21 protein-coding genes and 1 pseudogene are annotated in these 23,495 nt (G+C 52.8%); 14 read left to right on the forward strand and 8 right to left on the reverse strand.

Translation table 11 applies throughout. The features are described 5' to 3' along the window. The first annotated feature begins 72 nt into the window (after nt 1–72). The 4 genes from ACQ86O_RS23920 (at nt 73) to ACQ86O_RS23935 (ending at nt 2,658) form a co-directional block, all read left to right on the forward strand. Nucleotides 73–966 (forward strand): LysR family transcriptional regulator, encoded by an 894-nt coding sequence (locus tag ACQ86O_RS23920; protein ID WP_431223148.1) that lies wholly within the window; start codon nt 73–75, stop codon nt 964–966. A 72-nt stretch (nt 967–1,038) separates the two neighbouring features. Then, complete coding sequence (gene yajD / locus ACQ86O_RS23925) at nt 1,039–1,380, forward strand: HNH nuclease YajD (protein WP_431223149.1); 342 nt, start codon at nt 1,039–1,041, stop codon at nt 1,378–1,380. 337 nt (nt 1,381–1,717) lie between these two features. Continuing rightward, complete coding sequence (locus ACQ86O_RS23930; protein ID WP_431223150.1) at nt 1,718–2,353, forward strand: division plane positioning ATPase MipZ; 636 nt, start codon at nt 1,718–1,720, stop codon at nt 2,351–2,353. Then, the gene (locus ACQ86O_RS23935) at nt 2,350–2,658 is read left to right on the forward strand and encodes a hypothetical protein (RefSeq protein ID WP_431223151.1); all 309 of its coding nucleotides are present in this window, start codon (nt 2,350–2,352) and stop codon (nt 2,656–2,658) included. The genes ACQ86O_RS23930 and ACQ86O_RS23935 overlap by 4 nt, the downstream gene beginning before the upstream one ends. 110 nt (nt 2,659–2,768) lie before the next feature. Here ACQ86O_RS23935 and ACQ86O_RS23940 read toward each other — a convergent pair whose 3' ends face one another. The 7 genes from ACQ86O_RS23940 to ACQ86O_RS23970 form a co-directional block, all read right to left on the reverse strand. Further along, nucleotides 2,769–3,500 carry a substrate-binding domain-containing protein gene (locus tag ACQ86O_RS23940; RefSeq protein ID WP_431223152.1) on the reverse strand — a complete coding sequence of 244 codons (732 nt, stop codon included), beginning with the start codon at nt 3,498–3,500 and terminating at the stop codon, nt 2,769–2,771. Further along, a complete protein-coding gene (locus ACQ86O_RS23945) occupies nt 3,493–4,272 on the reverse strand; it encodes an ABC transporter ATP-binding protein (protein ID WP_431223153.1) in 780 nt (259 codons plus the stop codon). The genes ACQ86O_RS23940 and ACQ86O_RS23945 overlap by 8 nt, the downstream gene beginning before the upstream one ends. Further along, nucleotides 4,265–5,263, reverse strand: coding sequence for a FecCD family ABC transporter permease (locus tag ACQ86O_RS23950; RefSeq protein ID WP_431223154.1), 999 nt, complete (start codon nt 5,261–5,263; stop codon nt 4,265–4,267). Before ACQ86O_RS23950 ends, ACQ86O_RS23945 begins: the two co-directional genes overlap by 8 nt. Next, entirely contained in the window at nt 5,260–6,321 is a 1,062-nt protein-coding gene (locus ACQ86O_RS23955; RefSeq protein WP_431223155.1) for an ABC transporter substrate-binding protein, read from the reverse strand. The genes ACQ86O_RS23950 and ACQ86O_RS23955 overlap by 4 nt, the downstream gene beginning before the upstream one ends. Before the next feature lie 10 nt (nt 6,322–6,331). Beyond that, nucleotides 6,332–6,775 (reverse strand): hypothetical protein, encoded by a 444-nt coding sequence (locus ACQ86O_RS23960; protein WP_431223156.1) that lies wholly within the window; start codon nt 6,773–6,775, stop codon nt 6,332–6,334. A 10-nt stretch (nt 6,776–6,785) separates the two neighbouring features. Next, nucleotides 6,786–9,065 carry a beta-glucosidase BglX gene (gene bglX / locus ACQ86O_RS23965; protein WP_431223157.1) on the reverse strand — a complete coding sequence of 760 codons (2,280 nt, stop codon included), beginning with the start codon at nt 9,063–9,065 and terminating at the stop codon, nt 6,786–6,788. A 408-nt stretch (nt 9,066–9,473) separates the two neighbouring features. Beyond that, the gene (locus ACQ86O_RS23970) at nt 9,474–10,391 is read right to left on the reverse strand and encodes a LysR substrate-binding domain-containing protein (protein WP_431223158.1); all 918 of its coding nucleotides are present in this window, start codon (nt 10,389–10,391) and stop codon (nt 9,474–9,476) included. Between the two features lie 140 nt (nt 10,392–10,531). On the opposite strand from ACQ86O_RS23970, the gene ACQ86O_RS23975 reads away from it, so the two are divergent. Continuing rightward, on the forward strand, nt 10,532–11,686 hold the full coding sequence (locus ACQ86O_RS23975) for a pyridoxal phosphate-dependent aminotransferase (protein WP_431223159.1): 1,155 nt from the start codon (nt 10,532–10,534) through the stop codon (nt 11,684–11,686). A 33-nt stretch (nt 11,687–11,719) separates the two neighbouring features. Beyond that, a complete protein-coding gene (locus ACQ86O_RS23980) occupies nt 11,720–12,502 on the forward strand; it encodes an ABC transporter substrate-binding protein (RefSeq protein ID WP_431223160.1) in 783 nt (260 codons plus the stop codon). A 198-nt stretch (nt 12,503–12,700) separates the two neighbouring features. Here the strand turns inward: ACQ86O_RS23980 and ACQ86O_RS23985 are convergent, their stop codons facing one another. After that, nucleotides 12,701–13,432 carry a DNA -binding domain-containing protein gene (locus tag ACQ86O_RS23985; protein ID WP_431223161.1) on the reverse strand — a complete coding sequence of 244 codons (732 nt, stop codon included), beginning with the start codon at nt 13,430–13,432 and terminating at the stop codon, nt 12,701–12,703. A 310-nt stretch (nt 13,433–13,742) separates the two neighbouring features. Between ACQ86O_RS23985 and ACQ86O_RS23990 the strand changes: the two genes are divergently transcribed. The 8 genes and pseudogenes from ACQ86O_RS23990 (at nt 13,743) to tssH (ending at nt 23,463) form a co-directional block, all read left to right on the forward strand. Next, nucleotides 13,743–14,711, forward strand: a complete 969-nt coding sequence (locus tag ACQ86O_RS23990) for an ImpA family type VI secretion system protein (RefSeq protein WP_431223162.1) — start codon at nt 13,743–13,745, stop codon at nt 14,709–14,711. Between the two features lie 29 nt (nt 14,712–14,740). Beyond that, the gene (tssB, locus tag ACQ86O_RS23995; RefSeq protein WP_431223163.1) at nt 14,741–15,295 is read left to right on the forward strand and encodes a type VI secretion system contractile sheath small subunit; all 555 of its coding nucleotides are present in this window, start codon (nt 14,741–14,743) and stop codon (nt 15,293–15,295) included. Between the two features lie 8 nt (nt 15,296–15,303). Further along, nucleotides 15,304–16,804 (forward strand): annotated as a pseudogene (gene tssC / locus ACQ86O_RS24000) (type VI secretion system contractile sheath large subunit). A gap of 185 nt (nt 16,805–16,989) precedes the next feature. Continuing rightward, nucleotides 16,990–17,508 (forward strand): Hcp family type VI secretion system effector, encoded by a 519-nt coding sequence (locus ACQ86O_RS24005; protein WP_431223164.1) that lies wholly within the window; start codon nt 16,990–16,992, stop codon nt 17,506–17,508. Between the two features lie 64 nt (nt 17,509–17,572). Then, nucleotides 17,573–18,016, forward strand: a complete 444-nt coding sequence (locus ACQ86O_RS24010; protein ID WP_431223165.1) for a type VI secretion system baseplate subunit TssE — start codon at nt 17,573–17,575, stop codon at nt 18,014–18,016. Nucleotides 18,017–18,048: 32 nt separating this feature from the next. Next, complete coding sequence (gene tssF, locus ACQ86O_RS24015) at nt 18,049–19,893, forward strand: type VI secretion system baseplate subunit TssF (RefSeq protein ID WP_431223166.1); 1,845 nt, start codon at nt 18,049–18,051, stop codon at nt 19,891–19,893. After that, nucleotides 19,886–20,857 (forward strand): type VI secretion system baseplate subunit TssG, encoded by a 972-nt coding sequence (gene tssG, locus ACQ86O_RS24020; RefSeq protein ID WP_431223167.1) that lies wholly within the window; start codon nt 19,886–19,888, stop codon nt 20,855–20,857. The genes tssF and tssG overlap by 8 nt, the downstream gene beginning before the upstream one ends. 17 nt (nt 20,858–20,874) lie before the next feature. Continuing rightward, entirely contained in the window at nt 20,875–23,463 is a 2,589-nt protein-coding gene (gene tssH / locus ACQ86O_RS24025) for a type VI secretion system ATPase TssH (RefSeq protein ID WP_431223168.1), read from the forward strand. The last annotated feature ends 32 nt before the right edge of the window (nt 23,464–23,495 follow it).

Consider the following 23,495-nt stretch of genomic DNA (forward strand, 5'->3'; position numbering starts at 1 on the left):
GCTGCGGCTCGAATGACCACGGGTATAATTCCTGGCCCCGGTGATCCGCCGGGGCAACCTATGGGGAGCGCTATGGATCACCATCTGCTTGCTATTCGTGTGTTTAACCGGGTGGTAGAAACCGGCGGCTTCACCCGCGCCGCAGATTCGCTGCGTATGCCAAAAGCTACCGTGACCAAACTGATCCAGAATCTGGAGAACCATCTCCAGACCAAGCTGTTCCAACGCACGACCCGCAGCGTTTCCGTCACCAGCGAGGGCGAATGCTATTACCGGCGCACGGTTAAATGGCTGGCCGAACTGGAACAGATGGAAAACCATATGACCGACTCACAAGCCGTGCCACAGGGCGTCTTACGCATCGACGCAGGCGGCTCAACCGCACGGCAAGTGCTACTCCCCGCTCTCCACGATTTTATCGCCCGCTATCCACAGATTCAGATTGATCTTGGCGTCGGCGATCGCAACATCGATTTAATCAACGACAGCGCCGATTGCGTGATCCGCAGCGGCCCGCTGGCAGATTCCAACCTGATAGCCAGACCACTATTCCCACTGCAATGGGTAACCTGCGCAACGCCGGGTTATCTTGCTCTCCACGGTACACCGCAGCATCCTTGCGATCTGGAGCAAGGCTACCCGCTCGCCCATTATCGCCACGCAGTAAACGATCGCATCCAGCCGCTGCAGTTTATCGACAAGGGAAAAACTATCGAAATTCAGCATCGTTACCCCATCAGCGTCAACGAAAGTAACGCGCATTTGGCGTCCGGTCTGGCTGGCCTTGGCATTATTCAAACGTTCCGCTTTATGGCCCAAGCGCATCTCGAAAAAGGCAACTTGCTCAGTTTGCTCGACAACTGGCAACCACCGGATGAAAAAATGTACGTGGTTTACCCTTCAAACCGCCATTTGAGTGCCAAGCTGAGGGTGTTTATCGACTGGGCAGTAGAAAGATTCCAATAGCAAGCCTGCGCGATCTCCTCGTGGTTTGTGGTAATATTGGCCAGAAAACTTTTCTTATCCTGTAGGCATCCCATGGCATACATTCCAAAAAACTACGCGAGGCTGGAAACCGGTTACCGCGAAAAAGCGCTGAAAATTTACCCGTGGGTGTGCGGGCGTTGTTCACGCGAATTTGTTTACTCCAACCTGCGTGAACTGACGGTGCATCACATCGATCATGACCACAGCAACAACCCGGAAGACGGCAGCAACTGGGAGATGCTGTGCCTGTATTGTCACGATCATGAACACTCAAAATACACCGAGGCGGACCAATACGGCACCACGGTCGTGGCCGGTGACGACGCACAGAAAGAGGTTGGGGTCGCCACCCACAACCCATTTGCTAATCTGAAATCCATGATGAAAAAATAGCGTCATCCTCCCTGCGGGGTGGCGCTATCCTTTGCTGCCCCGGTAAATCCTCTGCACCAACCCCCCAGTCAAAGCGGCAACTTAATCCGTTATTAACTTATTAAAAAAACCGATTGCGCCCCATTCCGCCTGAATAATTAACTTACTCACTTATTAAGTTAACAATAAAATAAATCAGCAAGTTAAGATTATGCCTGCTTGGCAAGCCGCCTCTGATGGGGCATATTGTCGCAATGTGTCCTTGTTAACTCATTTAATTATCAACCTAACAAGCTCGTTAACTTAATAAGTTAATTGTTTGATAAGTTATCCGCTTGGCAACTTGAGAGATGGCAGCATGATTGTTTTGATTGGTTCGCAAAAAGGTGGCGTCGGGAAATCAACCATGGCGGTGAATATCGCCGGGTATCTGATCCTTAAACAGGGGAAAACGGCCATCATCGTCGATGCCGACGACCAGAAATCCATCATGACCTGGTATAACGATCGCCAAAGCGTGGAAGCGGCGCCGAACATTCCGGTGGTTGCCGCCTCGGGCAAGATCAAAGAGACCTTGCTGGAACTGGACCGTCATTACGACTACGTGATTGTAGATACCGCAGGCCGTGACAGCGCCGAGCTGCGCTCCGGCTTGCTGGCAGCCGATCTGTTTATCTCGCCATTGCGCCCTTCCCAGATGGATCTGGATACCATCGGCTACCTGTCAGAGATGTTCTCTACCGCTCAGGAATACAACGAAAAGGTGAAGGGCCACATCGTCCTTAACCTGTGCCCGACCAATATCTTTATTAATGAAGCTAACGAAGCGGCTGAAGTGCTGCATGAATACCCACAGCTGACGCTGTTGAAAAACCGTCTGTGCGATCGCAAGATTTATCGTGATGCCTGGGGTGAAGCATTGACTGTGCACGAAGCCAACAATGAAAAAGCGCAGCACGAAATCGCCAGCCTGGTGAAAGAGGTGATCCTGTGAAAAAACGAACCCCGACACACCGCATGTCGGAAGATGAATTTATCAATAGCGCAACGTCCCATACGTTGGTTGCCCCCGCGCCAGTACCAGCCCAGGCAGCCAAGCCGCAAGGCCGCCAACGCATTTATAAAGCGCTGTCCGTCAGCCTGACCGACAACCACGTAGAGATGATTGACGAAATGATTGGGCAGGCGGCGCGTAATGGCATTGTGCGCATCACCCGGTCCGACGTGATCAAGCTGGCCATTGATACCTTGGCAGGCAAGAGCGAGGCGCAGTTGCTGGCCCTGCTTAAGAAGCTCTGAAGAGCGTAACTTACCAGCTTGCCAAGTTAGCAAGCTGGTAAGTCATTTTGATAAATCATTAACCTGATATCTTATTAAGCCAATAACTTAATGTTGTTGATATTAAAAGTTTAATGTAAAGGCAGCATTCCCCAACGCTGAAGTATTCTCTGCCCCCGATCGCTTAGGATAAATGCAGCAAGGCTCAGCGCCGCAACGCAATCTTCATCCAACAGACACATTCCGTAGGTCACGTTGAAGTCGAGCACGGCTGGCAGCATGCGCACTTTTATCTGCGGATAAGCAGCCAACGCACAGGCATAACTCGCGTAGCCAAGAAAGATATCCGCTTGTTGCTGTTCAATCAGATAGTGCGCCGCCAATCGGCCTGCCGGTATCGGCACTGAATCAAGCCCGCCCACTAACTCCAACGATCTGGCGCTCAACGCTCTCCCCTGCCCTGGCAGCAATTGTTCCAGGCGCTCAAACAACTGAAGCGCATAATCACCGGAAGGGTCGGCTATGGGTGTCGACGTGCCCACTCGCCATTTGGGGTCACAGAGCAGAGCCAATAAATCTGGCTCGGTTAACGCCGGGATATTGCGCACCGTGGCGCAAAGCTTGTTTCGGGTGAAGGGCTGAACCTGTTGTGCAAGACCGCAGGCCACCAAACGCTGTGGGTGATCAAGATTGGCGGAGGCAAACAGCTGCGGCCTCTCCCCAAGTTCAATACGTTGCCGCAGTAAGCCCGCCGGGCCAAAAGTAACCTCAACCTGCTGGCCGGTTTCCTGCTCAAATACCTTCAGTAATGGCCCGCAAGCCAACCGCAGGCTGCCTGCAGCAAACAGGGAAATCTTATTCACCACTACGCCTCCGCTGGCTGTAATAAAGCGGTACCAGCGCTGGCATCTGGCTACCAGCATAAGCCACACAGACCCGCTCAATAGGCAGATGGAACAGGGGCGAGAGATTTTCTGCCGTCAGTACCTGCTGGCAGTCACCCAGCAGATGCTGCCCCGCAGCGCCCAGCAGCAATGCCCGATCGGCCACCGCGTGCGCATGGTTGGGTTGATGGGTAGAAAAAATCACAGCCATTTGCCGTTCATGCGCCAATTGGTCGATCATGGTCAGCACCTTGTCCTGATGGTGTAAATCCAATGCTGACGTCGGTTCGTCCAGGATCAAGACCTCGCAGTCCATCGCCAACGCCCGGGCAATTAACACCAATTGCCGTTGCCCGCCAGAAAGGCTGCCAAACTCACGTTCGGCCAATGCCAGCATGCCCAGAGAATGCAGCGCCTGCCGGGCTAATTGATGATCTTTAGCTGAAGGTGAACGGAACAACCCGACGTGGCGCGCCCGGCCCATCAACACGATATCCCGCACCTGATAGGCAAACGGCGGTGTGAAATATTGCGGCACAAACCCTAAGCCACGCTGGCAGATGACCTGCCCTTGTTGCACCGGCAACGCCCCTAACAGCAGTTGCATCAAGGTGCTCTTGCCACGCCCGTTGGGGCCCAGCACGGCTAACACCTCACCCCGTTGCAACTGTAAGTCAAGCTGTTGGAACAGCTTTGGCTGCCCCGGCCAGCCAAAGCTCAGGTTAGTGACCTGTAATAACGGTTCAGCCATTCCATCCCCTCACCTGGGCACGGCGCAATAACAACGCGAACAGCGGAGCGCCGATCAAAGCCGTGAGAATACCAAGGGGGATCTCGCTGCTGCTCAAGGTGCGGGCCAGGTCGTCGATCAACACCATATACAAAGCCCCAAGGCACATCGAGGCTGGCAATAATCGCCGATGATCTGGCCCCACCAGCAAGCGGGAAAAATGCGGGATCAGCAAGCCAACCCAACCAATACTGCCACTGACGGCCACTTGTGCCGCTACAATCAGCGCGCATAATGTCAGGATCAACCAACGGGTCCGCTCAACGTTAATCCCCAGTGCGGCGGCATCTTCATCCCCCAGAGAAAGCAGATTGATGCGCCAACGCAACGCCAGCAAGGGGCCGCCAGCCAACAGCAGCGGCAGGAACAGCATCAGCAACTTAGGGTTATCCGCCGTGGCAAAGCTGCCCAGCAGCCAGAACACGATGCTGGGCAGCTTCTCTTCGGTATCGGCCAGATATTGCAGCAGGCTGACACAGGCAGAGAAGAACCCACTGAGGATCACCCCCGCCAATACCAGGGAAAGGATATTGCGCCGGGCGATAGCGCTGGTGATGGCAAAAATCAGCAGCAGAGCCGCCATACCAAACACAAAGGCAGAAAGTAATAACATCAGCACTGGCAGGCCAAGCAGGATCGCCAAAGTGCCACCAAATGCCGCGCCGGAAGAAACGCCGATAATATGCGGATCCACCAGCGGATTGCGGAATACCCCCTGCAGGGCCGCGCCGCACAGCGCAAGTGCAGCCCCGGCCCCCATCGCTAACAGTACACGCGGCACCCGCACGCCAAGAATGACCTGCCGCTCTATCGCTGTAATACCGGCATGCGCACCGGTAAAGGGTTCCAGCAGGATGAGCAGGCTATGCCCGATGGCAACCGGATAACGGCCAATACCCAATGAGAACAGTGCGCACAGGGCGGTTAACAGTAACAGGACGCTTAGCTTCATTGCCCACTCTGGCAACAGCTGGCGCGGTAATAATGCTGATAGTAGGCATCAACCCGCTGTTGCAGATCGACCCCGGTAAAACGTTGCGGGTAGAGCGTTTTCGCCATCCATAGCTCCCCCAGCGCCAATGCTTCCGGCATTGGATAACCCCAGGCCTTGGCATATTCCGGCATCAGGTAAACCCGCTGGTGTTTTACCGCATCAATCGCCTGCCACTGCGGCGAGTGGAGGATCTGCTGCACCACCTCTGGATAACGCTCCTGCACAAAAATCACCGCCGGATCCCACTTCAGCACGTCTTCGATAGAAACCTGCTTAAAACCCTGGATATCTTTAGCCGCCACGTTGATGGCACCGGCATGCTGCATCATCAGGCCGGTGTATTTACCGGCACCGTAAGTGGTGAGGTCGGGGTTCGCCATATAGACCCGCACCCGCTGCTCCGGCGGGATATCCCGCAGGCGCTCTGCCACCTGCGCACGTTGATCAAAGACATCTTTCACCATCGCCTCTGCCTGCGCCTGGCGGCCCATCACAGTGCCAATCAGGCGGATTCCGTCCTGCAAACCGAGGTTATAAGCCCGATCTTCATCTGGCAGCACCGGGTTGATTTTCCCGCCCTGATCCGCAGGTTCACGGCGCAGCGAAATCGCCACGACTGGAATACCTGCCCGCTCGATCTGCGCGATCATCTCCGCCGGGGCGTAATTGGCCACAAACACCACCTGGGGTTGCAGAGCCAACAGACTTTCTATATTGACCGCCGTGAGATCCCCCGGCATTGGCAGGGTGGCCAGGCTCGGTGCCAGGCGTAAATAGTTCGGCCCCAACTGTTTCTGCCAACTGCTCAGTACCCCAACCACCTGCGGCATGGCATCCAACTGCACCAACAGATTCAACGTCTGATGTTGTAGTACCACGGCGCGGGTAATGTGATCCGGCAGTGTAACGGTACGGTTAAGTTGATCGGTTACCTGGCGATCGGCAAAAGCGGAACAGGAAAAAAGACCAAAATCAGTAATAGGCGTGGTATCAGGGTGAACATAGGCGTTTCTCATTCAGTTATCGTTATATAAAAAATAATATAACGATGACGCAAACGAAACCATCAACCGGATCAAACAAGGCGTAAAAAAGGATGCTGCTTTTGAGCGTAATAACGGGGCATTCGCACCATGCAGATGGGATATGCACGGGTTTCAAGCGATGACCAGCACCGCGACCTGTAACGCGATGCGCTGGAGCAGGCAGGCTGGATTCGGGTGTATATTTGAAGACAACCCCAGTGGAATTAAAGCAGAGCGGCGTGCGCTGGCTGAATCTGAGCGTAGGGTGTTCCATGAGCGAACCCGCGCAGGATTGGCTGTTACCCGGCGGCCGGAAAGCCGCAAAAGCCGCGGGATCGACAGTGCAATAAATCAGCGTCTTCACCCAAACCCAATACCGAAACACCCCTCTTCTTGGGAAGAGGGGTGCGATGACGGAAGGCCCGGCGTGCAGGGCAAATACCATCGCCCGTCGCTTATTTCAGCGTAAAGCTCTGCTGCTGCACATTGTCCGAATCCAGGCCGACAAACACGTTGAATTTACCCGGTTCGGCCCCCCATTTAAGGCTGGCATTGTAAAACTTCAGATCCTCTTCGGTGAGTGGTAACTCCACCCGCTGCTGCTGGCCTGCACGCAGCATGACTTTTTTGAAGTTACGCAGCTCTTTGATTGGGCGGCTGACCGAAGCGGCCACGTCCTGCACATACAGTTGCACCACGGTGGCTCCATCATACTTGCCGGTATTTTTAAGCGTCACGCTGGCGGTAATTTTGCCGTTACGCGCCATTTCCGCGCTGGAAAGCGTAAAATCCGACAGCGCAAACTGGGTGTAACTCAGGCCATAGCCGAACGGATAGAGCGGGCCATTAGGCGAGTCGAAATAACGCGAAGTGTACTTGCCCGGGTTTTCTTTATTGAACGGACGGCCGCTATTCAGATGGTTGTAATACATCGGGATCTGGCCAACCGAACGTGGGAAGGTCATTGGCAGCTTGCCGGAGGGGTTGTAATCACCAAACAGCACGTCGGCAATGGCGTTGCCGCCTTCGGTGCCGCTGAACCAGGTTTCCAGCATCGCATCTGAATGTTCACTTTCCCAGCCCAATGCCAACGGGCGACCGTTCATCAGCACCAGCACTATCGGCTTGCCGGTGGCTTTCAGTGCCGCTATCAGGTTACGCTGGCTTGGCGGAATGGTGATATCAGCACGGCTGGAAGCCTCATGAGCCATCCCCTGCGATTCACCCACTACCGCCACCACCACGTCTGCCTGCCTGGCAACCTTCACCGCTTCATCAATCATCTGCTGCGGCGAGCGCGAGTCAAACACCACCGCTGGCTCATACAGGTTCAGATAATCGATAATGCTTTTATCCTGGGTAATATTGGCCCCTTTGGCATACAGAATATTGGCCTTTTCCCCCACCGCATTGTGCAACCCTTCACGCACCGTGATTGACTGCTTCACCACACCTGCTGCCGACCAACTCCCCATAATGTCGCGCTGGCTGTCGGCCATAGGCCCAATCAGCGCGATAGTGCCTTGCTTTTGCAATGGCAGCGTCTGGTTATCGTTCTTCAGCAGCACCAGGGTGTTACGGGCAATCACTCGGGCTTGCGCACGGTGCAGACGGCTTTCGGCATTAGTATCCTGAGGATCGGCCCCTGCCGGGCCAAGATGGTTGTACGGATCCTTAAACAGGCCCATATCATATTTGGTATTCAGCACGTCGCGGCAGGCACGGTCAATCTCGCTTTCCGCAACCCGCCCTTCTTTTACCAGCCCCGGCAGATATTTATCGTAATACTCGTCGCTCATGCTCATATCAACACCGGAGGTGATCGCCAGCCGCACCGCGTCACGCGCATCCTCCGCCACACCGTGTTTAATCAGTTCTTTGATCGCACCATGATCGCTGATAGTAATCCCTTTAAAACCCCACTGGTCGCGCAACAGATCTTTCAATAACCACGGGTTGGCCGTCGCGGGTACGCCGTTGACCGAGTTAAGCGAGACCATCACGCCACCGCTACCCGCATCCACCGCCGCTTTATACGGCGGCAGATAGTCCTGATGCATACGCAGCGGGCTCATATCGACGGTGTTGTAATCGCGGCCTCCCTCTGTCGCACCATACAGGGCAAAATGTTTTACGCTGGCCATCACCGACCCCGGTTTGGAAGGATCGCCGTTCTGATAGGCATCGACCATCACTTTAGCTATCTTCGACACCAGCCAGGTATCCTCACCAAATCCTTCGGAGACGCGGCCCCAGCGTGGATCGCGGGTAATATCCACCATCGGTGAGAAAGTCATGTTAAGGCCGTCGTCACTGGCTTCCTGTGCCGAAATCCGCCCGCTCAGGGCAATAGCCTCCAGATCAAAACTGGCGGCTAACCCCAGGCTGATAGGGAAAACGGTACGCTGGCCGTGAACGACGTCATAGGCGAAAAACAGCGGGATCTTCAGGCGACCAAGCTGCATGGCCTGATCCTGCATTAGGCGGATATCCGGGCGGGTAACGGTATTGAAGATGGCGCCGATCTGCCCTTTGCTGATGCCATCGCGGATCGCTTCTTTCGGGTTATCTGGCCCAACGCTTATCAGGCGCAATTGGCCGATTTTCTCTTCCAGGGTCATCTGCTTCATCAGATGAGAAACAAAGGCCTCACGCTGTTGCGCGTCGGTCCCCTGCGCAAAAACCGGGCTGATAGCCAAACCGGACAACACACTCACTACACCAAACCATTTCATAGCATTATCTCAGGCGCGTCCCCGCCACAAACCACGGCAAGGAATATTAAAATACCCGTCGTCTTTCAAGCTGGTGCGTTGTTGCCTGCACTCAATCACCAGGTCCATCCGAGGCCCAGCCCTGTTAGCGCCGCTGCAATAAGCGTTAAAAAATTTTATGAATCACGCCTTTGCTATTTACCCTGCGGGTTGCCACTTGCGGCATTCAAATCGATGCCTGACCGATTTGTCCCGACAGATTTGTCACCCCAGTCACTTGACCAGGGGATGAGATAGCTGGGTGCCTGGCTGTGCTGTACAGGGATGTACACATGTCGCGGGCACAGGGATACCTTTGAGCGGCCAACTTGAAATCCATAGGGTCTAGAGGTGAGCAGGCAGTTTGCCATACTCCTTATAATTGCAGAATCAATGAGTCTGCGTTGAGGTTAACAGGTTTTCTAACCGGCTACGACTTTGCTGCGCCTGCTGTTCCAACCAGGCCACCAATTGGTTTAATGCTGCGGGCACCACGGCAGATTCAGGGTAAACCAGATAATAGGCCGCACCGCTGACGACGCTGAGCGGGAATGGCGTGACAATACGATTGGCCTGCAGATCCTCTTCCAGCAGGCAAAGATCGCCAATAGCGATACCGCAGCCCTGTAATGCGGCGCTCATCGCCAGATCGAGCGTATCGAAATGCTGTGACTTGGCCGAAGGCAATGCCTCCTGCCCCGCCGCTTTCAGCCACAGTAACCAATCACGGCGATCGCGCGTGGGGTGCAGCAAGGTTTTCTCCGTCAGATCGGTAAGCTGGGGCAAATCGGGCAGATAGGCAGGGATACAGACCGGCGTCAAAATTTCATCAAACAGGTGATGTACCTTCAACCGCTTCCCCTGAGGTTTACCGAACACGATTGCCGCATCAAAATGTTCACTGCTGAAATCCAGCCCGTGCGACACCGAGGCGGTCAGTTCGATATGCATTTCTGGCCGTTCATTTTGCAGGCGGATAATACGTGGCAGAACCCAACGCATCGCGCAGGTCGGGCATTTGATCCGCAACGTGCCGGGCTGTTCCCCGGCACGGGCCAGCGCTTGTGCCAACTGGGCCAAAGCCATTTGCACCGGAGCCAACAGCAATGCACCCTGTGGCGTCAGCGTTAACCCACGCGCCCGACGGCTAAACAACGGATAGCCTAATTGTTGTTCCAACCCCAGGATCTGGCGGCTGACTGCGCCCTGCGTCAGATGCAACTCCTGGGCTGCATGGGTAAAATTCAGGCGTTGGGCGACCACCACAAAAGTTTTCAGCACGTCGAGCGACGGCAGCGAAGTTTGCATAATCAATCTCTTTGCCTGCAGGGTATTAGGCTACCAGCCATGATCTGAATGCATGGTAAGCATGACGAATTTTCTCTTGTTAGCCCATCCTAACTGATGCTTAATCATTCGACACTCGATAATTTTGCCGGGAGCCCACCATGCAGAGCGCCTGCTCGCAACGTTCGAAACTGCCAGACGTTGGCACCACTATTTTCACCGTGATTGGCCAATTGAGCGCCGAACATCAGGCCTTGAATCTGTCGCAGGGCGCACCGAATTTTGCCTGTGATCTGCAACTGGTTGAAGGCGTCGCCCAAGCCATGCGTGCAGGTCATAACCAATATGCCCCGATGAGTGGCGTGGCTACATTGCGCCATGCGCTGGCAGAAAAAGTGCAGCGGTTATATGGCGCCCGCTATGACGCCGACCAAGAGATCACGGTGATCGCCAGCGCCAGCGAAGGCTTATACTCCGCCATCAGCGCGCTGGTGCATCCTGGCGATGAGGTGATCTATTTCGAACCCGCCTTCGACAGCTATGCGCCGATCGTTCGTCTGCAAGGGGCAACACCGGTCGCTATCAAGCTTTCACTGCAAGACTTAAAGATAGACTGGGAAGAGGTAGCCACGGCAATCAACAGCAAAACGCGCATGATTATTGTCAACAGCCCGCACAACCCAACCGCCAGCGTATTCAGCGAACACGACATCGAGCGCCTGACCGCCCTGACGCGCAACACCGATATCGTTATCCTTTCCGATGAAGTTTACGAACACGTGGTCTTCGACGGCGGGATCCACCACAGCATGGCGCGCCACCCTGCGTTAGCAGAACGCAGCGTGATCGTTTCCTCCTTTGGTAAAACCTATCACGTCACCGGCTGGCGCGTCGGTTACTGCATGGCACCAGCCGCGCTAATGGAGGAGATCCGCAAGGTACATCAATTTATGATGTTCTCCGCCGATACGCCGATGCAATATGCGTTTGCCGCCGCCCTGGATAACCCGCAAAGCTATCTGGGGCTGGCGGAGTTCTACCAGCAAAAACGCGATCTGCTGGCGACCGCGCTACAGGAGTCACGCTTTGAACTCCTGCCCAGCCGGGGCAGTTTCTTTATGTTGGCCCGCTTCAGCGGTTTCAGCGATGAAAGCGACAACGCCTTTGCAGTACGCCTGATCCGCGAAGCCAAGGTGGCGACCATCCCTCTGTCGGCATTTTACAGCGACGGCACCGATACCGGCATTATCCGGCTAAGCTTCTCAAAAGATAATGACACCCTGCTGGAAGGCGCTCGCCGTCTGTGTCAGGTGTAATCCATTGATTTTTACCATGGGGAAGAACCACCAATGAAAAAAACACTGAAAACGCTGTTCGCTGCGGGATGTTTGCTGGCTGCCGGTTCTGCCCTGGCGGCAGAGAACAATCTGCGCTTTGGTATCGAAGCGCTGTACCCACCTTTCGAGTCAAAATCCGCCAGCGGTCTGTTGGAAGGCTTTGATATCGATCTGGGTAACGCCGTGTGCGCCGCTGCGCAGTTGAAATGCAGTTGGGTAGAAACCTCTTTTGACAGCCTGATCCCGGCGTTACAGGCGCGCAAATTTGACGCTATCAACTCGGCCATGAACATCACCGATCAACGCAGGCAAGCCATTGCCTTTACCGACTCGATCTATCAGGTGCCAAACCGCCTGATCGCCAAAGCCGACAGCGGCCTGAAACCCGATGCCAAATCCCTGGCCGGGAAACATGTAGGCGTGCTGCAAGGGTCAATTCAGGAAAACTATGCCAAGGCGCACTGGGCACCGGAAGGTGTCGATGTGGTGTCCTATCAGGATCAGAATCAGGTATACCTTGATCTCACCGCTGGCCGCCTGGATGCCACCCTGATCATGGCCCCGGCCGGGCAGAGTGGTTTCCTGGCACACCCGGATGGCAAAGGCTTTGCGTTTGTCGGCGAGGCGGTGCAGGACGATAAGATACTGGGTGAAGGCATCGCTTTCGGCTTACGCAAAGACGATACCGCGACGTTGAAGAAACTGAATGAAGCCATCGCCAAGGTGAAGCAGCAGGGCACCATTACCGAGCTGTCGAAGAAGTACTTTGGTGATGTGGATGTGACGGTAAAATAACCCTTTGAATTCTTACATTATTGAAGACTTTTGCCCGCGCCAGAGGGCAAAAGTCATGGCGACAGGGAGCCAACCTCAAATCTTGGCGGAATAAACCAGAGATGGGGCTACTGTGAGCATTTCACCCCATTCTGATCGGTGTTTCGTCGATACAACGGGTAACGGGTAAAGACCGTCCTTGGCCTTGGGTTATGAACACTAGATATAATCAAGATAACCATTGTTGATCAGGTCATTGGCTTTTTTCAGACGATAACGGATATTGGCCCGGAGCCAGCTATCTGATGACCATTCCGTTTTCACCAACTCCTCACCGAAAATCTCTGATGCGATATCTCTATGCGTAAGCCCTTGTTTTCTATTATCAATAGCCTTCAGTAAATCAAGATGCTGCTTTTCTTTCTCATCCATCTCTCCCTGATCACTAATAATGCCTTTGATAATATCGATATTCTTATAGATGGCATCGGTTTGCAGGCTCAAAGGAATGTACAGGAATAGACTCGTGTTCTCACTCAGTGTGGTACCGCTGTCAGCAAAGAACTGGAAGTAACTGTTATTATTGAATATTTTAACACAAAGAGTACGATCCAGCAGCCTGAGTTTCTTTTGTCGTACCCCGGGTTTGCTGGCGATACTGCTCCAGGTAAAATCACCCGAGGTACTGAGCGCCAATCGGATGGAACGCTTACTGAGCCGGGGAGACCAAAAAACATCTATAGGATCTGAGTTATTAGGTTCTACATATTTAATTAATCCCCATTTTTTCTCGGCGTTCAGGTCTAAAGCACTCTGCACTCTTACACAATCATCGGGTATTCCATGCTCGGCAGTATTCTCTTTTTCCTTAGCTATTTCCCAATCACTGATGTATTGAGGATTCCTTCTAAGGCACTCCCAAGCAAAATCGGTATATATTTTTCCGCTCATGAACACATCCTTTGAGTTGCAACTTCCTCTCAATCTCATCATATTAATGATACGATCACCGAATATTAAAAGGGTGAAAAACCAGATTTAGAATTTTATCCCTACACATTAACCCTGACACACCTTATTAATTACCCCCACTGAAATCTTATCTCATTATAAATGTTAAATTACAACTTTCACCCTATGACATAAATAATTTATTGCCGAACAATAGGATATTTCTTAAAAAGAAATAGAATTAATCCTAGAATCACAAAACAACGTTCATGCAATCAATGTATAGTTATAAAAGGAATGGATTAGTAATATGGATGACACATTTTCCCCAGACTTGTTCGGCGTTGAATTCGATCCATTGTATAGCGAAATAGAGGCCATATTAGCGCAGCTGAATGAATCTGCCGATCCACTTTCCATGCCCAATGAGCCAGCCAGAATCAACTGGCGATTGATTGCCGAGCAATCCGCAAAGTTGCTTGAGCAATGCTTCGATCTTAGAGTGGCGCTGTGGTTAATCAGAGCAAATATGCATCTGGAAGGCATGTCTGCATTATTTCAGGGGTTAACCAGCCTAGATAAACAGATCACAGAAAACCAAAGCAAGATCTATCCAATATCCGAAGATGAACCGTTTAACAATGGGCATGCTGCAGCACTTGGCTGGCTGTCAACCGCCCAGTGTATTGCTGAATTAAAAGCCGCACGCGTAACTGTAGAACATCCTTATAGTGTACAAGAATTGATCAATACTGAATCTATAACCGGACAATCAAGCCACTCTCAGGGAGTTGCATCAACCCAAATACTGCAGGTAAATACCTACTTTCAACAAAATGGCTTGCCTGATTTAATTGAACAATTCACTGCTTTGGAGAGAGCAGTAAAAAGAATTGAAGATTATGCTAATCAATATTCTGAGAGCTATCAATTAGATTGTGATCTACTGCATGTTTTTATTACCAAATGCATTACCTTTATTACTCAATCGAATAACCATGAAAAAAACATGAGTATATCCCTAAGTGAAACTGCAATCTCTTCTGGGTTGTCCTCAACCGCCACTTTGCACGCTGAAGATATAAGCATCCGCTCACGCCAGGAAATCATTCTTATGCTTGACCGCATTTTGGAGTATTTCCAACATTTTGAACCTAGCCATCCGGCACCGATATTTATACGCCGTACCAAGCAAATGATTGGTATGGATTTCATTTCTATCGTTGAAGACCTCCTACCTGAGTCTTTGAATACTTTACAACAGTTTACCGGGAAGTAATCCCCTGACGATTCGATGAGGGTTTTGAAATGGCCAAAGATTCAAGTTCACAGAAGTTTATCGGTAAGAACAACGCGCCACGGGTGCAAATAGAGTATGACGTCGAGATTTATGGCTCGAACAAAAAGGTGGAACTGCCCTTTGTTACCGGCGTTATGGCCGATTTATCGGGCCATCGCGATAAACCCCTCGCCGCCGTTGAAGAACGAAAGTTCCTGACCTTCGATCAAGACAACTTTGACGCACGTATGCGAGCCATCAAACCCCGGCTCAAATTCTATGTTGATAACACGCTCAGTGAAGACGAAGAGTTACTGGATATCGAACTTGAATTCGAATCTATGGAAGATTTTTCGCCGGGGGCGGTTGCCCGCCGCATCCCTCAGATGGAAAAACTACTTGAAGCTCGAACACACCTCGCTGAATTGATTACCTATATGGATGGCAAGGCCAGTGCTGAGGAAGTGGTTCAAAGACTGTTAGAGCAACCCGATTTCTTGCAACGCCTGGCTGCGGATGCTCAGAACACCGTCGGAAGTATCAGCCAGGATTTGGATGCCGAAGCCACCGAGGGAGATGAATAGTGGAGAACATGCAACAAGCACCTGCCAAAAGCTCACCAGATGTTGAGGTAGCCTTTGCTAACAATGAGTTGGACGACATTCTGAAGCGTTCATTCCGCCCGCGCACCGATGAGGCCTCCTCCGCGGTACGCAGAGCGATTGGGACGCTGGCCGCTTACGCCAACAAAGGCAAAGTTAAAGTCAGCCGGGATGTGGTACTGACTATCGAGTCATTGGTCGCCGAGATCGATGAAAAACTGTCAGAACAGATGAACCATATTCTGCACCATAAAGAATTTCAGAAGCTTGAATCGGCCTGGCGTGGCTTGGGCTACCTGGTTGATAACACCGAAGTGAACGAAACGCTGAAAATCCGTGTGCTCAATATCAGCAAAGATGAACTGGCGAAAACTCTGCGGCGCTACCGTGGTTCAGCTTGGGATCAAAGCCCGATATTCAAGCAGATTTACGAGCATGAATATGGCCAGTTTGGTGGTGAACCCTTTGGTTGCATCATTGGCGACTATGAATTCGATCACAGCCCGCAAAACGTTGCTCTGTTGACTGAACTGGCCAAAGTCGCTGCCGCTGCGCACTGTCCTTTTATTGCCTCGGCATCCCCTCCATCATGCAGATGAACAGTTGGCAAGAGCTAGGCAACCCACGGGATATCGGCAAGATCTTTACAACCCCGGAGTATGCCCCTTGGCGGCGACTGCGTGAAAGTAATGACTCCCGTTATCTGGTGTTAACCATGCCCCGCTTCCTGTCACGGTTGCCTTATGGAGCCAAGAGCCTGCCGATCGATGACTTCGCCTTCGAAGAAGTGGTCAGCCCTTACGCCATTGAAGATTTTACCTGGGCGAATGCAGCCTATGCCATGGGCGTCAATATTAACCGCGCCTTCAATGAATACGGCTGGTGTTCCAGGATCCGCGGTATCGAATCCGGGGGTCGGTTGAAGAGCTTCCTGCCTATGCCTTCCCATCCGACGAAGGAGGCTATGAACTTACCTGCCCAACCGAACTGGCTATCTCGGACCGCCGTGAAAATGAGCTGTCCAGTGCCGGATTCTTGCCACTGGTATATCGTAAGCATTCTGATTTTGCTGCGTTTATTGGCTCATGCACCCTGCATGCTCCCGCCACGTATGAAGATCCTGACGCCACGGCAAATGCCAAGCTTTCTGCTCGTTTACCCTACATTTTTGCTACCTGTCGTTTTGCGCATTACCTCAAATGTATCGTCCGCGACAAGATTGGTTCATTCCGCTCCCGTGATGATATGCAGATTTGGTTGAACGACTGGCTGATGAACTACGTCGATGGCGATCCTTCGATCTCCACCGAAGCCACCAAAGCTAAAAGGCCATTAGCGGCTGCAGAAGTTCAGGTGGAAGACGTGGAAGACGATCCCGGGTTTTACCGCGCGCATTTCTACCTGCGCCCTCATTACCAATTGGAAGGTATGACCGTGTCCCTGCGGCTGGTCTCCAAGCTTCCATCCAGCAAAGAAGGAAAAGAAAAGTAACGGTTTAAATCAACGATTGTTCTCCGGTGGGGATTATATGGGCGTCATACCAAACATGGCAGCCACCAGGGGACAATCCCAATCCGCCAAGGGGGTATTACATAATCTAATTTTTTTAAAGTAAGTCAGTGAATGGAAGAGAAATTTTAACCCAACCTTAATGACATTAATTCAGGAGTGAAAGAATGGCAGCATTAGTGGATTACTTTCTCAAAATTGAAGGGGTAGAGGGCGAATCTCCGGACCAGAACTATTCAGGCTGGATCCAATTACAAGCCTGGCAATGGTCGGAAGAAAACGCCGGGCGTTGGGGCTTTGGCAGCGGCGGCGGTTCCGGCAAAGTCGAAATGAAAGATTTTGAATTCCGCATGGTCAGCAACAAGGCGTCACCCAAGCTTTTTCTGATGTGTGCCACCGGCGAACACGTCCCACAGGCCAAACTGGTCTGCCGTAAATCAGGCAGCGGTCAGCAGGATTTCCTGACCGTGACCTTCAGTAACTGTCTGGTTTCTGCCTTTAAAACCGTCGGCAATATGCCATTAGGTGTAGGGGAAAAGCTGGATGCCGATACGGTCCTACCAACCGATGTGATCAGTCTGAACTTTGCACGTATTGAAATTGAATACAAAGAGCAGAAGAACGATGGCTCGATGGGCGCAGTAATAAAATCTGGCTACGACCTGAAACTGAACTCACGTATTTAATATCGCTAACCAGACTGCTCCAGAGTTTGGGGCAGTCTTTCAACTCGGCTTGGGAAGGCTAACCATGACAACTTCGGCTCCTATACTTTTTGATAAATTGAGTCTGCGCCATGAACATACCCGTCTGCCCCACTGGCGCGAAGTGCTGTTGCGGGATATTGAGACCCTGCTTAATGATTCAGCACATAGCGCAACCTTGAAACTTGGACATCATCCCCATTGCGAAACCTCCGTGGTTAATTACGGCCTACCTTCCCTGAGCCAACAGGTTCCGATTAATACCGATCTGATGGAACTTGCACGTCATATACAACGCATTATCGCCACCTTTGAATCACGTCTGGATCCGCGATCGATCAAAGTCGTTCCGCTGATCGATAAAGACCACACCTGGGTATTGGCCATCCTGTTTGATATTCACGCCAGGTGTAATTTGCCCGGTGAAGAGCACCTGATGAACCTGCGCATTGCACTCGATTACTCCTATGGAATGGTACGCGTTCTCTAAACCACATTGGCAGACAAAAGGAATAAGTAGTCATGCTCAGCGAACGTTTTCTCTCTTTATACAACGAAGAATTACGCTATCTGCGTGAGGATGGGCAACGCTTCGCACAAATGCACCCACAGGTTGCCCAGCATCTGGGGCTGCATGCCGATGGTGTCCTCGATCCTTTTGTCGAGCGTCTGCTGGAAGGGACCGCCTTTCTCAGTTCCCGCATTCAGGAACGGCTGAATAATGAACATCCTGAGTTCGCCTTGCAGATGTTAGGGCGTCTGGCTCCGCTCTGGTACACCCCATTGCCCTCCATCGCCACCATTGCCATGACTCCCGATCTGACCTCTCCGCAATGGCATGCACAGGTTTCGCTGCCAAAAGGAAGCCGTGTCACGCTAAACGATAATTCTCTGAATAATCGACGGGCCAATTTTGTAACAGGTCGGGAGCTGAAAATTCAGCCGGTGACGATTGAACTTGCCGGTTGCAGCAACACTCCCCCGGCACATTTACCCCATCTGGTGGCTCATCAGTTGCGCGATGGGCAGTCCCACATGGTATTACGCCTCACGACTCAAGGCATAGCGTCATTATCCGAGCTTGATCTTGCCCCGCTGAATCTGACGCTGGCGGGAGATATCGTGCATTCAAATCAGGTGATGACAACGCTGCTCAATAACACTCTCAGGATTGTCGTCTGGGCTAAAAACGCAGACCGTCCATTGATGAAAGTGCTCGATAAAGGGCAACTGCGCCAAGGCGGCTTGCATGATGAGGAAGCCTTGCTGCCTACCAATATCAGTGAATTACCCGGCAGCCGCCTGTTACGAGAATATTTTGCCGCCCCTTCACGCTTTTTTAGCCTGGAATTACACGGGCTGAATGATTTTTTAAAGCAGGGTGACCGGGTACATTCTTTTGAAATTCTGTTTGTACTGAATCAACGCCCCCTGCATTTGATTGATCGAGTGAGCCCACAAGATTTCCGGCTGTTCGCTACCCCGATTATCAATCTTTATAAACGCCGCTGCAGCCCGGTCCTGATCAATAACGAACACATCGAATACCCCATTATTGTCGATCAGTTAAACCCGCGTTTGTATGAGATCCACCATGTGCAGGGCGTCAATGGCTTGCTTACCGATGGCGGCAATATTCCTTTCTCGCCTCTCTACGGCCACGGGCGTTTTGACGATGATGACAACATCGGGGGTTACAGTATCCGGCGGCGTCGCGAATTCAGGGAAAGCGCAAACCACAGAACCTCACCAATGCCGCATGACAGCCTGTTTATTTCACTGTCACCCGGTAACACCGGTTTTGACATCGACCGCGTTAAATCACTGTCAATCGAAGCGATGGTGTGTGAACGCCATTTGATACCGAATCAACTGCAACATGCTCAGTTCCAACTGGACATCGCCCTGCCCATCGGCCCAATCGAAATGCTGCGTTCTCCTTCGCGGCCGCAAGGTGTGCCCGATCTGGCTCAAGCCTGGCAGGCATTACAGCTGATAGCCAACAATCCTCTGCGCTATGCCCTGCCGGAAGTCAGGGATTGCTCCGCTCTGCTCAAAGACTGGTTATCGCTGTTTTGCCAGACCAGTGAGATCAGCCAGCATAAGCGAATCACCAGCCTCAGCCATGCCAGCATCAGCCACAATTTTGAACGTTATACCACTTCCGGGCCTATCGCCTGGGGGCGCGGAGTGGAAGCGACTGTTGATCTGAACAGCCACCACCACAGTGACAAGGGGGCTTTCCTATTCGCCAGGATCATGCATCACGCGCTGTCAGAATATTGTGAATTGGGGCAAACCCTGCGGATGCACCTCAAAGTTGACGGCGAAACCGTGGCACATTGGGGAGCGATCGGTCATGTCTAACTCACCGATGCTGATCGTCGGCCTCAGTGCCGCTCAGGATTTCTTTGAACTGTTACGCCGCATTGAGCGTGCAACGCCACATGAAGCCCGCCTGGGAACCTCAGGCGCACGCAGCCACCGGCAATTGAGGATCGTGCAACCTGCGGATATGGCCTTTGCTCCTCGTGAAGTGGCCGATGTAAGGCAACGCCTCAATAGCACCGGCCAAGGGCCACAGGTGACTATCTCCTGTCGTCACTTCGGGTTGTTTGCCCCCTATGGGCCGCTCCCCATTCATGTGACCGAACATGCTCGCAATGAATCTCTGGCCAAGCGTAATCAGGCCTTTCAGGATTTTGCCAGCATCCTCAGCCAGCGCATGGCGGTCCTGCATTACCGTTCGTGGGCGCAGCTTAACGTCGTCGTGGGGCACGATCGTGCCAACAACAACCCGTTCTTGCACCACATCCGCCAGATCGCAGGTGTGACCTCTAAACAGACGCTGAATCAGCATGTTACGCGCGTGCGTACACTTTTCCCTGGAGCCTATCTGCCAGGCAGAGGGGCGTTACATAAGCTGCAGGAAATCCTGACACATTACTTCCGCGTTCCTATCAGCCTGCACTCCCATAAGGGAATGTGGATCGATGATTCCCGTAATAGCGCCAACCAGCGGATGGGGAAGTTGGGGGAGACGAGGATTGGCCGGCGTTTTTTCGACGTTCAGCACAGCCTGCTCGTCAATATCGGCCCGGTATCTGAACCCGACTATCTCAATTACCAACGTGGCAGTGAACGCCTGCAGACCTTGGTGCACCTATGCCATGACTTTGTGCGGCACCGGATGGTGCTGGATGTGAATCTGTTTATCCAGACCTCACCCGAAATGGCTTGCCGCCTGGGTAAAGGACAGCTTAGCCGCCACTGCTGGTTAAAACCTGGCTCGGCTGTGCGCATACAACCCCTTTATAGAACGGCTACTTAACTTCAGGAGCGATAAAGATGTACCAGCGTGAACGCCTTTTTAACCAGCTAGGTGCCTTTGCCTATCAAACTTTTGTTGAGGCAACCCGGCTTTGTCGCAGTTACCGGCACGAATACGTGGAGCTTGAGCATTGGCTGAAAGTTTTGGTGGATCAACAAAAAGGGGATGTCCCGGCGCTATTGGCACATTATGGGCTGAACCAAGCGGTCATCTGCGCCCGGTTGGATAACATCATTCAGCATATGCCAAACACCCCTACGGCAGTGCAGGATCTCTCCTCGCGCCTGGAGTCAGCCGTAGAATCCGGGCTACTTATGAGCCAAGTGATCGGAGCGCAACGCTCGATCCGTACCGCCCACATCCTGCTCGGGTTGCTGCAGGATGCACAACATCAACGCTGGCTTTATCGCCTGTGTGATGAATTCAAGAAATTACCCGTTCCGCAGATTGCACAGGAATATGAAAACCTGCTGCGCGATTCCATAGAACATGAAGATGCGCGACTGGACGATGCCGCCTTGGCCACCACTCCCCTTGCCAAACAGACAGCGGAAAGTCAGGCAGCCCTGGATAAATGGTGTCTTGATCTTACTGAACAGGCGATAGCGGGCGAGATCGACCCGGTCATTGGCCGCGAAGCCGAATTGCGTCAGATAATCGATATCCTGACGCGCCGCCGTCAAAACAACCCGATCCTGGTGGGTGAGGCCGGTGTCGGAAAAACCGCCGTAGTTGAAGCTCTGGCCAGGAGACTCGCCAGCAATGACATCCCGCCTCTGTTGCGAGGTGCCCGTCTGCTGTCACTCGATCTTGGCCGCATGCAGGCAGGTGCCAGTATGCGCGGGGAATTCGAGTCCCGTCTGAAAGCGCTGATTGATGGTATCAGCCAGAGTGAAGTCCCGGTGATCCTGTTTTGTGACGAAGCCCATACGTTGGTCGGGGCTGGGGGACAGGCCGGCACGGGCGACGCCGTCAACCTGCTGAAACCGATGCTAGCGCGCGGCGCTCTGCGGATGATCGCCGCCACAACCTGGTCCGAATACAAACAGTTTATTGAACCGGATTCGGCCCTTACCCGCCGGTTCCAGCGGGTACTGATCGGGGAACCTGATGAGCCAACAGCGGTGGAAATGCTGCGTGCCATAGCACCCCACTTTGCCAGCCATCACGGCGTAACGATCCGGAACAACGCCATTCTCGCGGCGGTACGTCTGTCGTTACGTAACCTGCCTTCACGCCAGTTGCCGGATAAAGCAATCAGCCTGCTGGATACGGCCTGCGCCCGTGTCGCGCTGAGTCAACATGCTGAGCCCCAGGCAGTAGAACAACTGGCCGCTCGGCTTGGCATCCTGAGTACGGAATACCAATATCTGCAAAGAGAGCATCAGTTGGGGGCCGCAGTCAATGAACGGCTGGCTGAGGTTGGGGCTATCATTCCCCAGTTGGAAAGCCAGTTGGCTGCTTTACGCCAGCGTAACCAACTTGAGCAGGAACTGGTGCAGGAATTGCTGCCGACAGAAGGTTCCACCAACGTGATTACCGAACACGCACGTTGGTCTGAATTGGCCCAGTTACAACAGGATACCCCTCTGGTTTACCCGTGGGTTGATGAGCACACCATCGCAGAGGTCCTGTCTGACTGGACCGGCATCCCCAGCGGCAAGATGTTGCAGGATGACATCGAATGCGTGCTGAAACTTGAGCAGCACCTGGGGGAATGCATTTTCGGCCAGGAAAATGCTATCAGGGAAATCGCCCAGACAATCCGTATTGCGCGGGCGGGAATTCAATCCCAGGAACGGCCGTTAGGGATCTTCCTGTTGGCTGGGCCAACAGGCACCGGTAAAACAGAAACCGCCAATGTGTTAGCCAATATGCTGTATGGCGGTGCTCATAATCTTATCACCTTCAACATGAGTGAGTTCCAGGAAGCGCATACCCTGTCAACACTTAAAGGGGCACCGCCTGGCTACGTCGGTTATGGCAAAGGGGGCAAACTGACCGAGGCAGTACGCCGCAAACCTTACTCGGTGATCCTGCTTGATGAGTTCGACAAGGCCCATCCCGACATTCACGACGCCTTTTATCAGGTCTTTGACAAAGGCTGGATGGAAGATTCAGAAGGACGCATTGTCAGTTTCCGCCAGTGTTTCATTCTCTTGACCTGCAATCAGGGGGCGGAAGAGATCGAGCAGGCCTTCCTGGCCGACAACAGCATCAGGCTTTCAACCCTGAAGCCTCTGGTCTACGACGCCCTTCTCCCGCGCTTTGCTCCGGCACTGCTGGCCAGGGTCAATATCATCCCTTATCTGCCCTTACAACCAGGCGCTCTGGCTCAAATCGCTTCCCATTATCTCGCTCGTCTGCAACAGCGGCTGGCCAATGAGCTCGGAGCCACACTGTTAACCGAGGGGGATATCCCTTCCTGGATCGCCGAACGTGTCTCAAGCCATCCGAACCGGGGACGGGCGGTAGAAGAGCTGCTACGCCAGACGGTATTGCCAGCAATCGGCAACGAAGTATTACGGCGCCAGCATGAGGCTATCCCCCTGAAAGAAATCCGGCTGATGCTCAACGACGCCAACCTGAGTATGGAATTCGCTTAAGCGTAGCCAATGGCTGCTTTATAAGCCTTATT

The organism is Serratia sp. L9 (assembly GCF_050632285.1).
Taxonomy (GTDB): domain Bacteria; phylum Pseudomonadota; class Gammaproteobacteria; order Enterobacterales; family Enterobacteriaceae; genus Chania.

Bases quoted from the DNA above. Each gene is read 5' to 3' on its own strand.
- ACQ86O_RS23920 (WP_431223148.1), top strand. From the start codon at position 73: ATGGATCACCATCTGCTTGCTATTCGTGTGTTTAACCGGGTGGTAGAA.
- yajD (WP_431223149.1), top strand. From the start codon at position 1,039: ATGGCATACATTCCAAAAAACTACGCGAGGCTGGAAACCGGTTACCGC.
- ACQ86O_RS23930 (WP_431223150.1), top strand. From the start codon at position 1,718: ATGATTGTTTTGATTGGTTCGCAAAAAGGTGGCGTCGGGAAATCAACC.
- ACQ86O_RS23945 (WP_431223153.1), bottom strand. From the start codon at position 4,272: ATGGCTGAACCGTTATTACAGGTCACTAACCTGAGCTTTGGCTGGCCG.
- ACQ86O_RS23950 (WP_431223154.1), bottom strand. From the start codon at position 5,263: ATGAAGCTAAGCGTCCTGTTACTGTTAACCGCCCTGTGCGCACTGTTC.
- ACQ86O_RS23955 (WP_431223155.1), bottom strand. From the start codon at position 6,321: ATGAGAAACGCCTATGTTCACCCTGATACCACGCCTATTACTGATTTT.
- ACQ86O_RS23960 (WP_431223156.1), bottom strand. From the start codon at position 6,775: ATGGTATTTGCCCTGCACGCCGGGCCTTCCGTCATCGCACCCCTCTTC.
- bglX (WP_431223157.1), bottom strand. From the start codon at position 9,065: ATGAAATGGTTTGGTGTAGTGAGTGTGTTGTCCGGTTTGGCTATCAGC.
- ACQ86O_RS23970 (WP_431223158.1), bottom strand. From the start codon at position 10,391: ATGCAAACTTCGCTGCCGTCGCTCGACGTGCTGAAAACTTTTGTGGTG.
- ACQ86O_RS23975 (WP_431223159.1), top strand. From the start codon at position 10,532: ATGCAGAGCGCCTGCTCGCAACGTTCGAAACTGCCAGACGTTGGCACC.
- ACQ86O_RS23980 (WP_431223160.1), top strand. From the start codon at position 11,720: ATGAAAAAAACACTGAAAACGCTGTTCGCTGCGGGATGTTTGCTGGCT.
- ACQ86O_RS23985 (WP_431223161.1), bottom strand. From the start codon at position 13,432: ATGAGCGGAAAAATATATACCGATTTTGCTTGGGAGTGCCTTAGAAGG.
- ACQ86O_RS23990 (WP_431223162.1), top strand. From the start codon at position 13,743: ATGGATGACACATTTTCCCCAGACTTGTTCGGCGTTGAATTCGATCCA.
- tssB (WP_431223163.1), top strand. From the start codon at position 14,741: ATGGCCAAAGATTCAAGTTCACAGAAGTTTATCGGTAAGAACAACGCG.
- ACQ86O_RS24005 (WP_431223164.1), top strand. From the start codon at position 16,990: ATGGCAGCATTAGTGGATTACTTTCTCAAAATTGAAGGGGTAGAGGGC.
- ACQ86O_RS24010 (WP_431223165.1), top strand. From the start codon at position 17,573: ATGACAACTTCGGCTCCTATACTTTTTGATAAATTGAGTCTGCGCCAT.
- tssF (WP_431223166.1), top strand. From the start codon at position 18,049: ATGCTCAGCGAACGTTTTCTCTCTTTATACAACGAAGAATTACGCTAT.
- tssG (WP_431223167.1), top strand. From the start codon at position 19,886: ATGTCTAACTCACCGATGCTGATCGTCGGCCTCAGTGCCGCTCAGGAT.
- tssH (WP_431223168.1), top strand. From the start codon at position 20,875: ATGTACCAGCGTGAACGCCTTTTTAACCAGCTAGGTGCCTTTGCCTAT.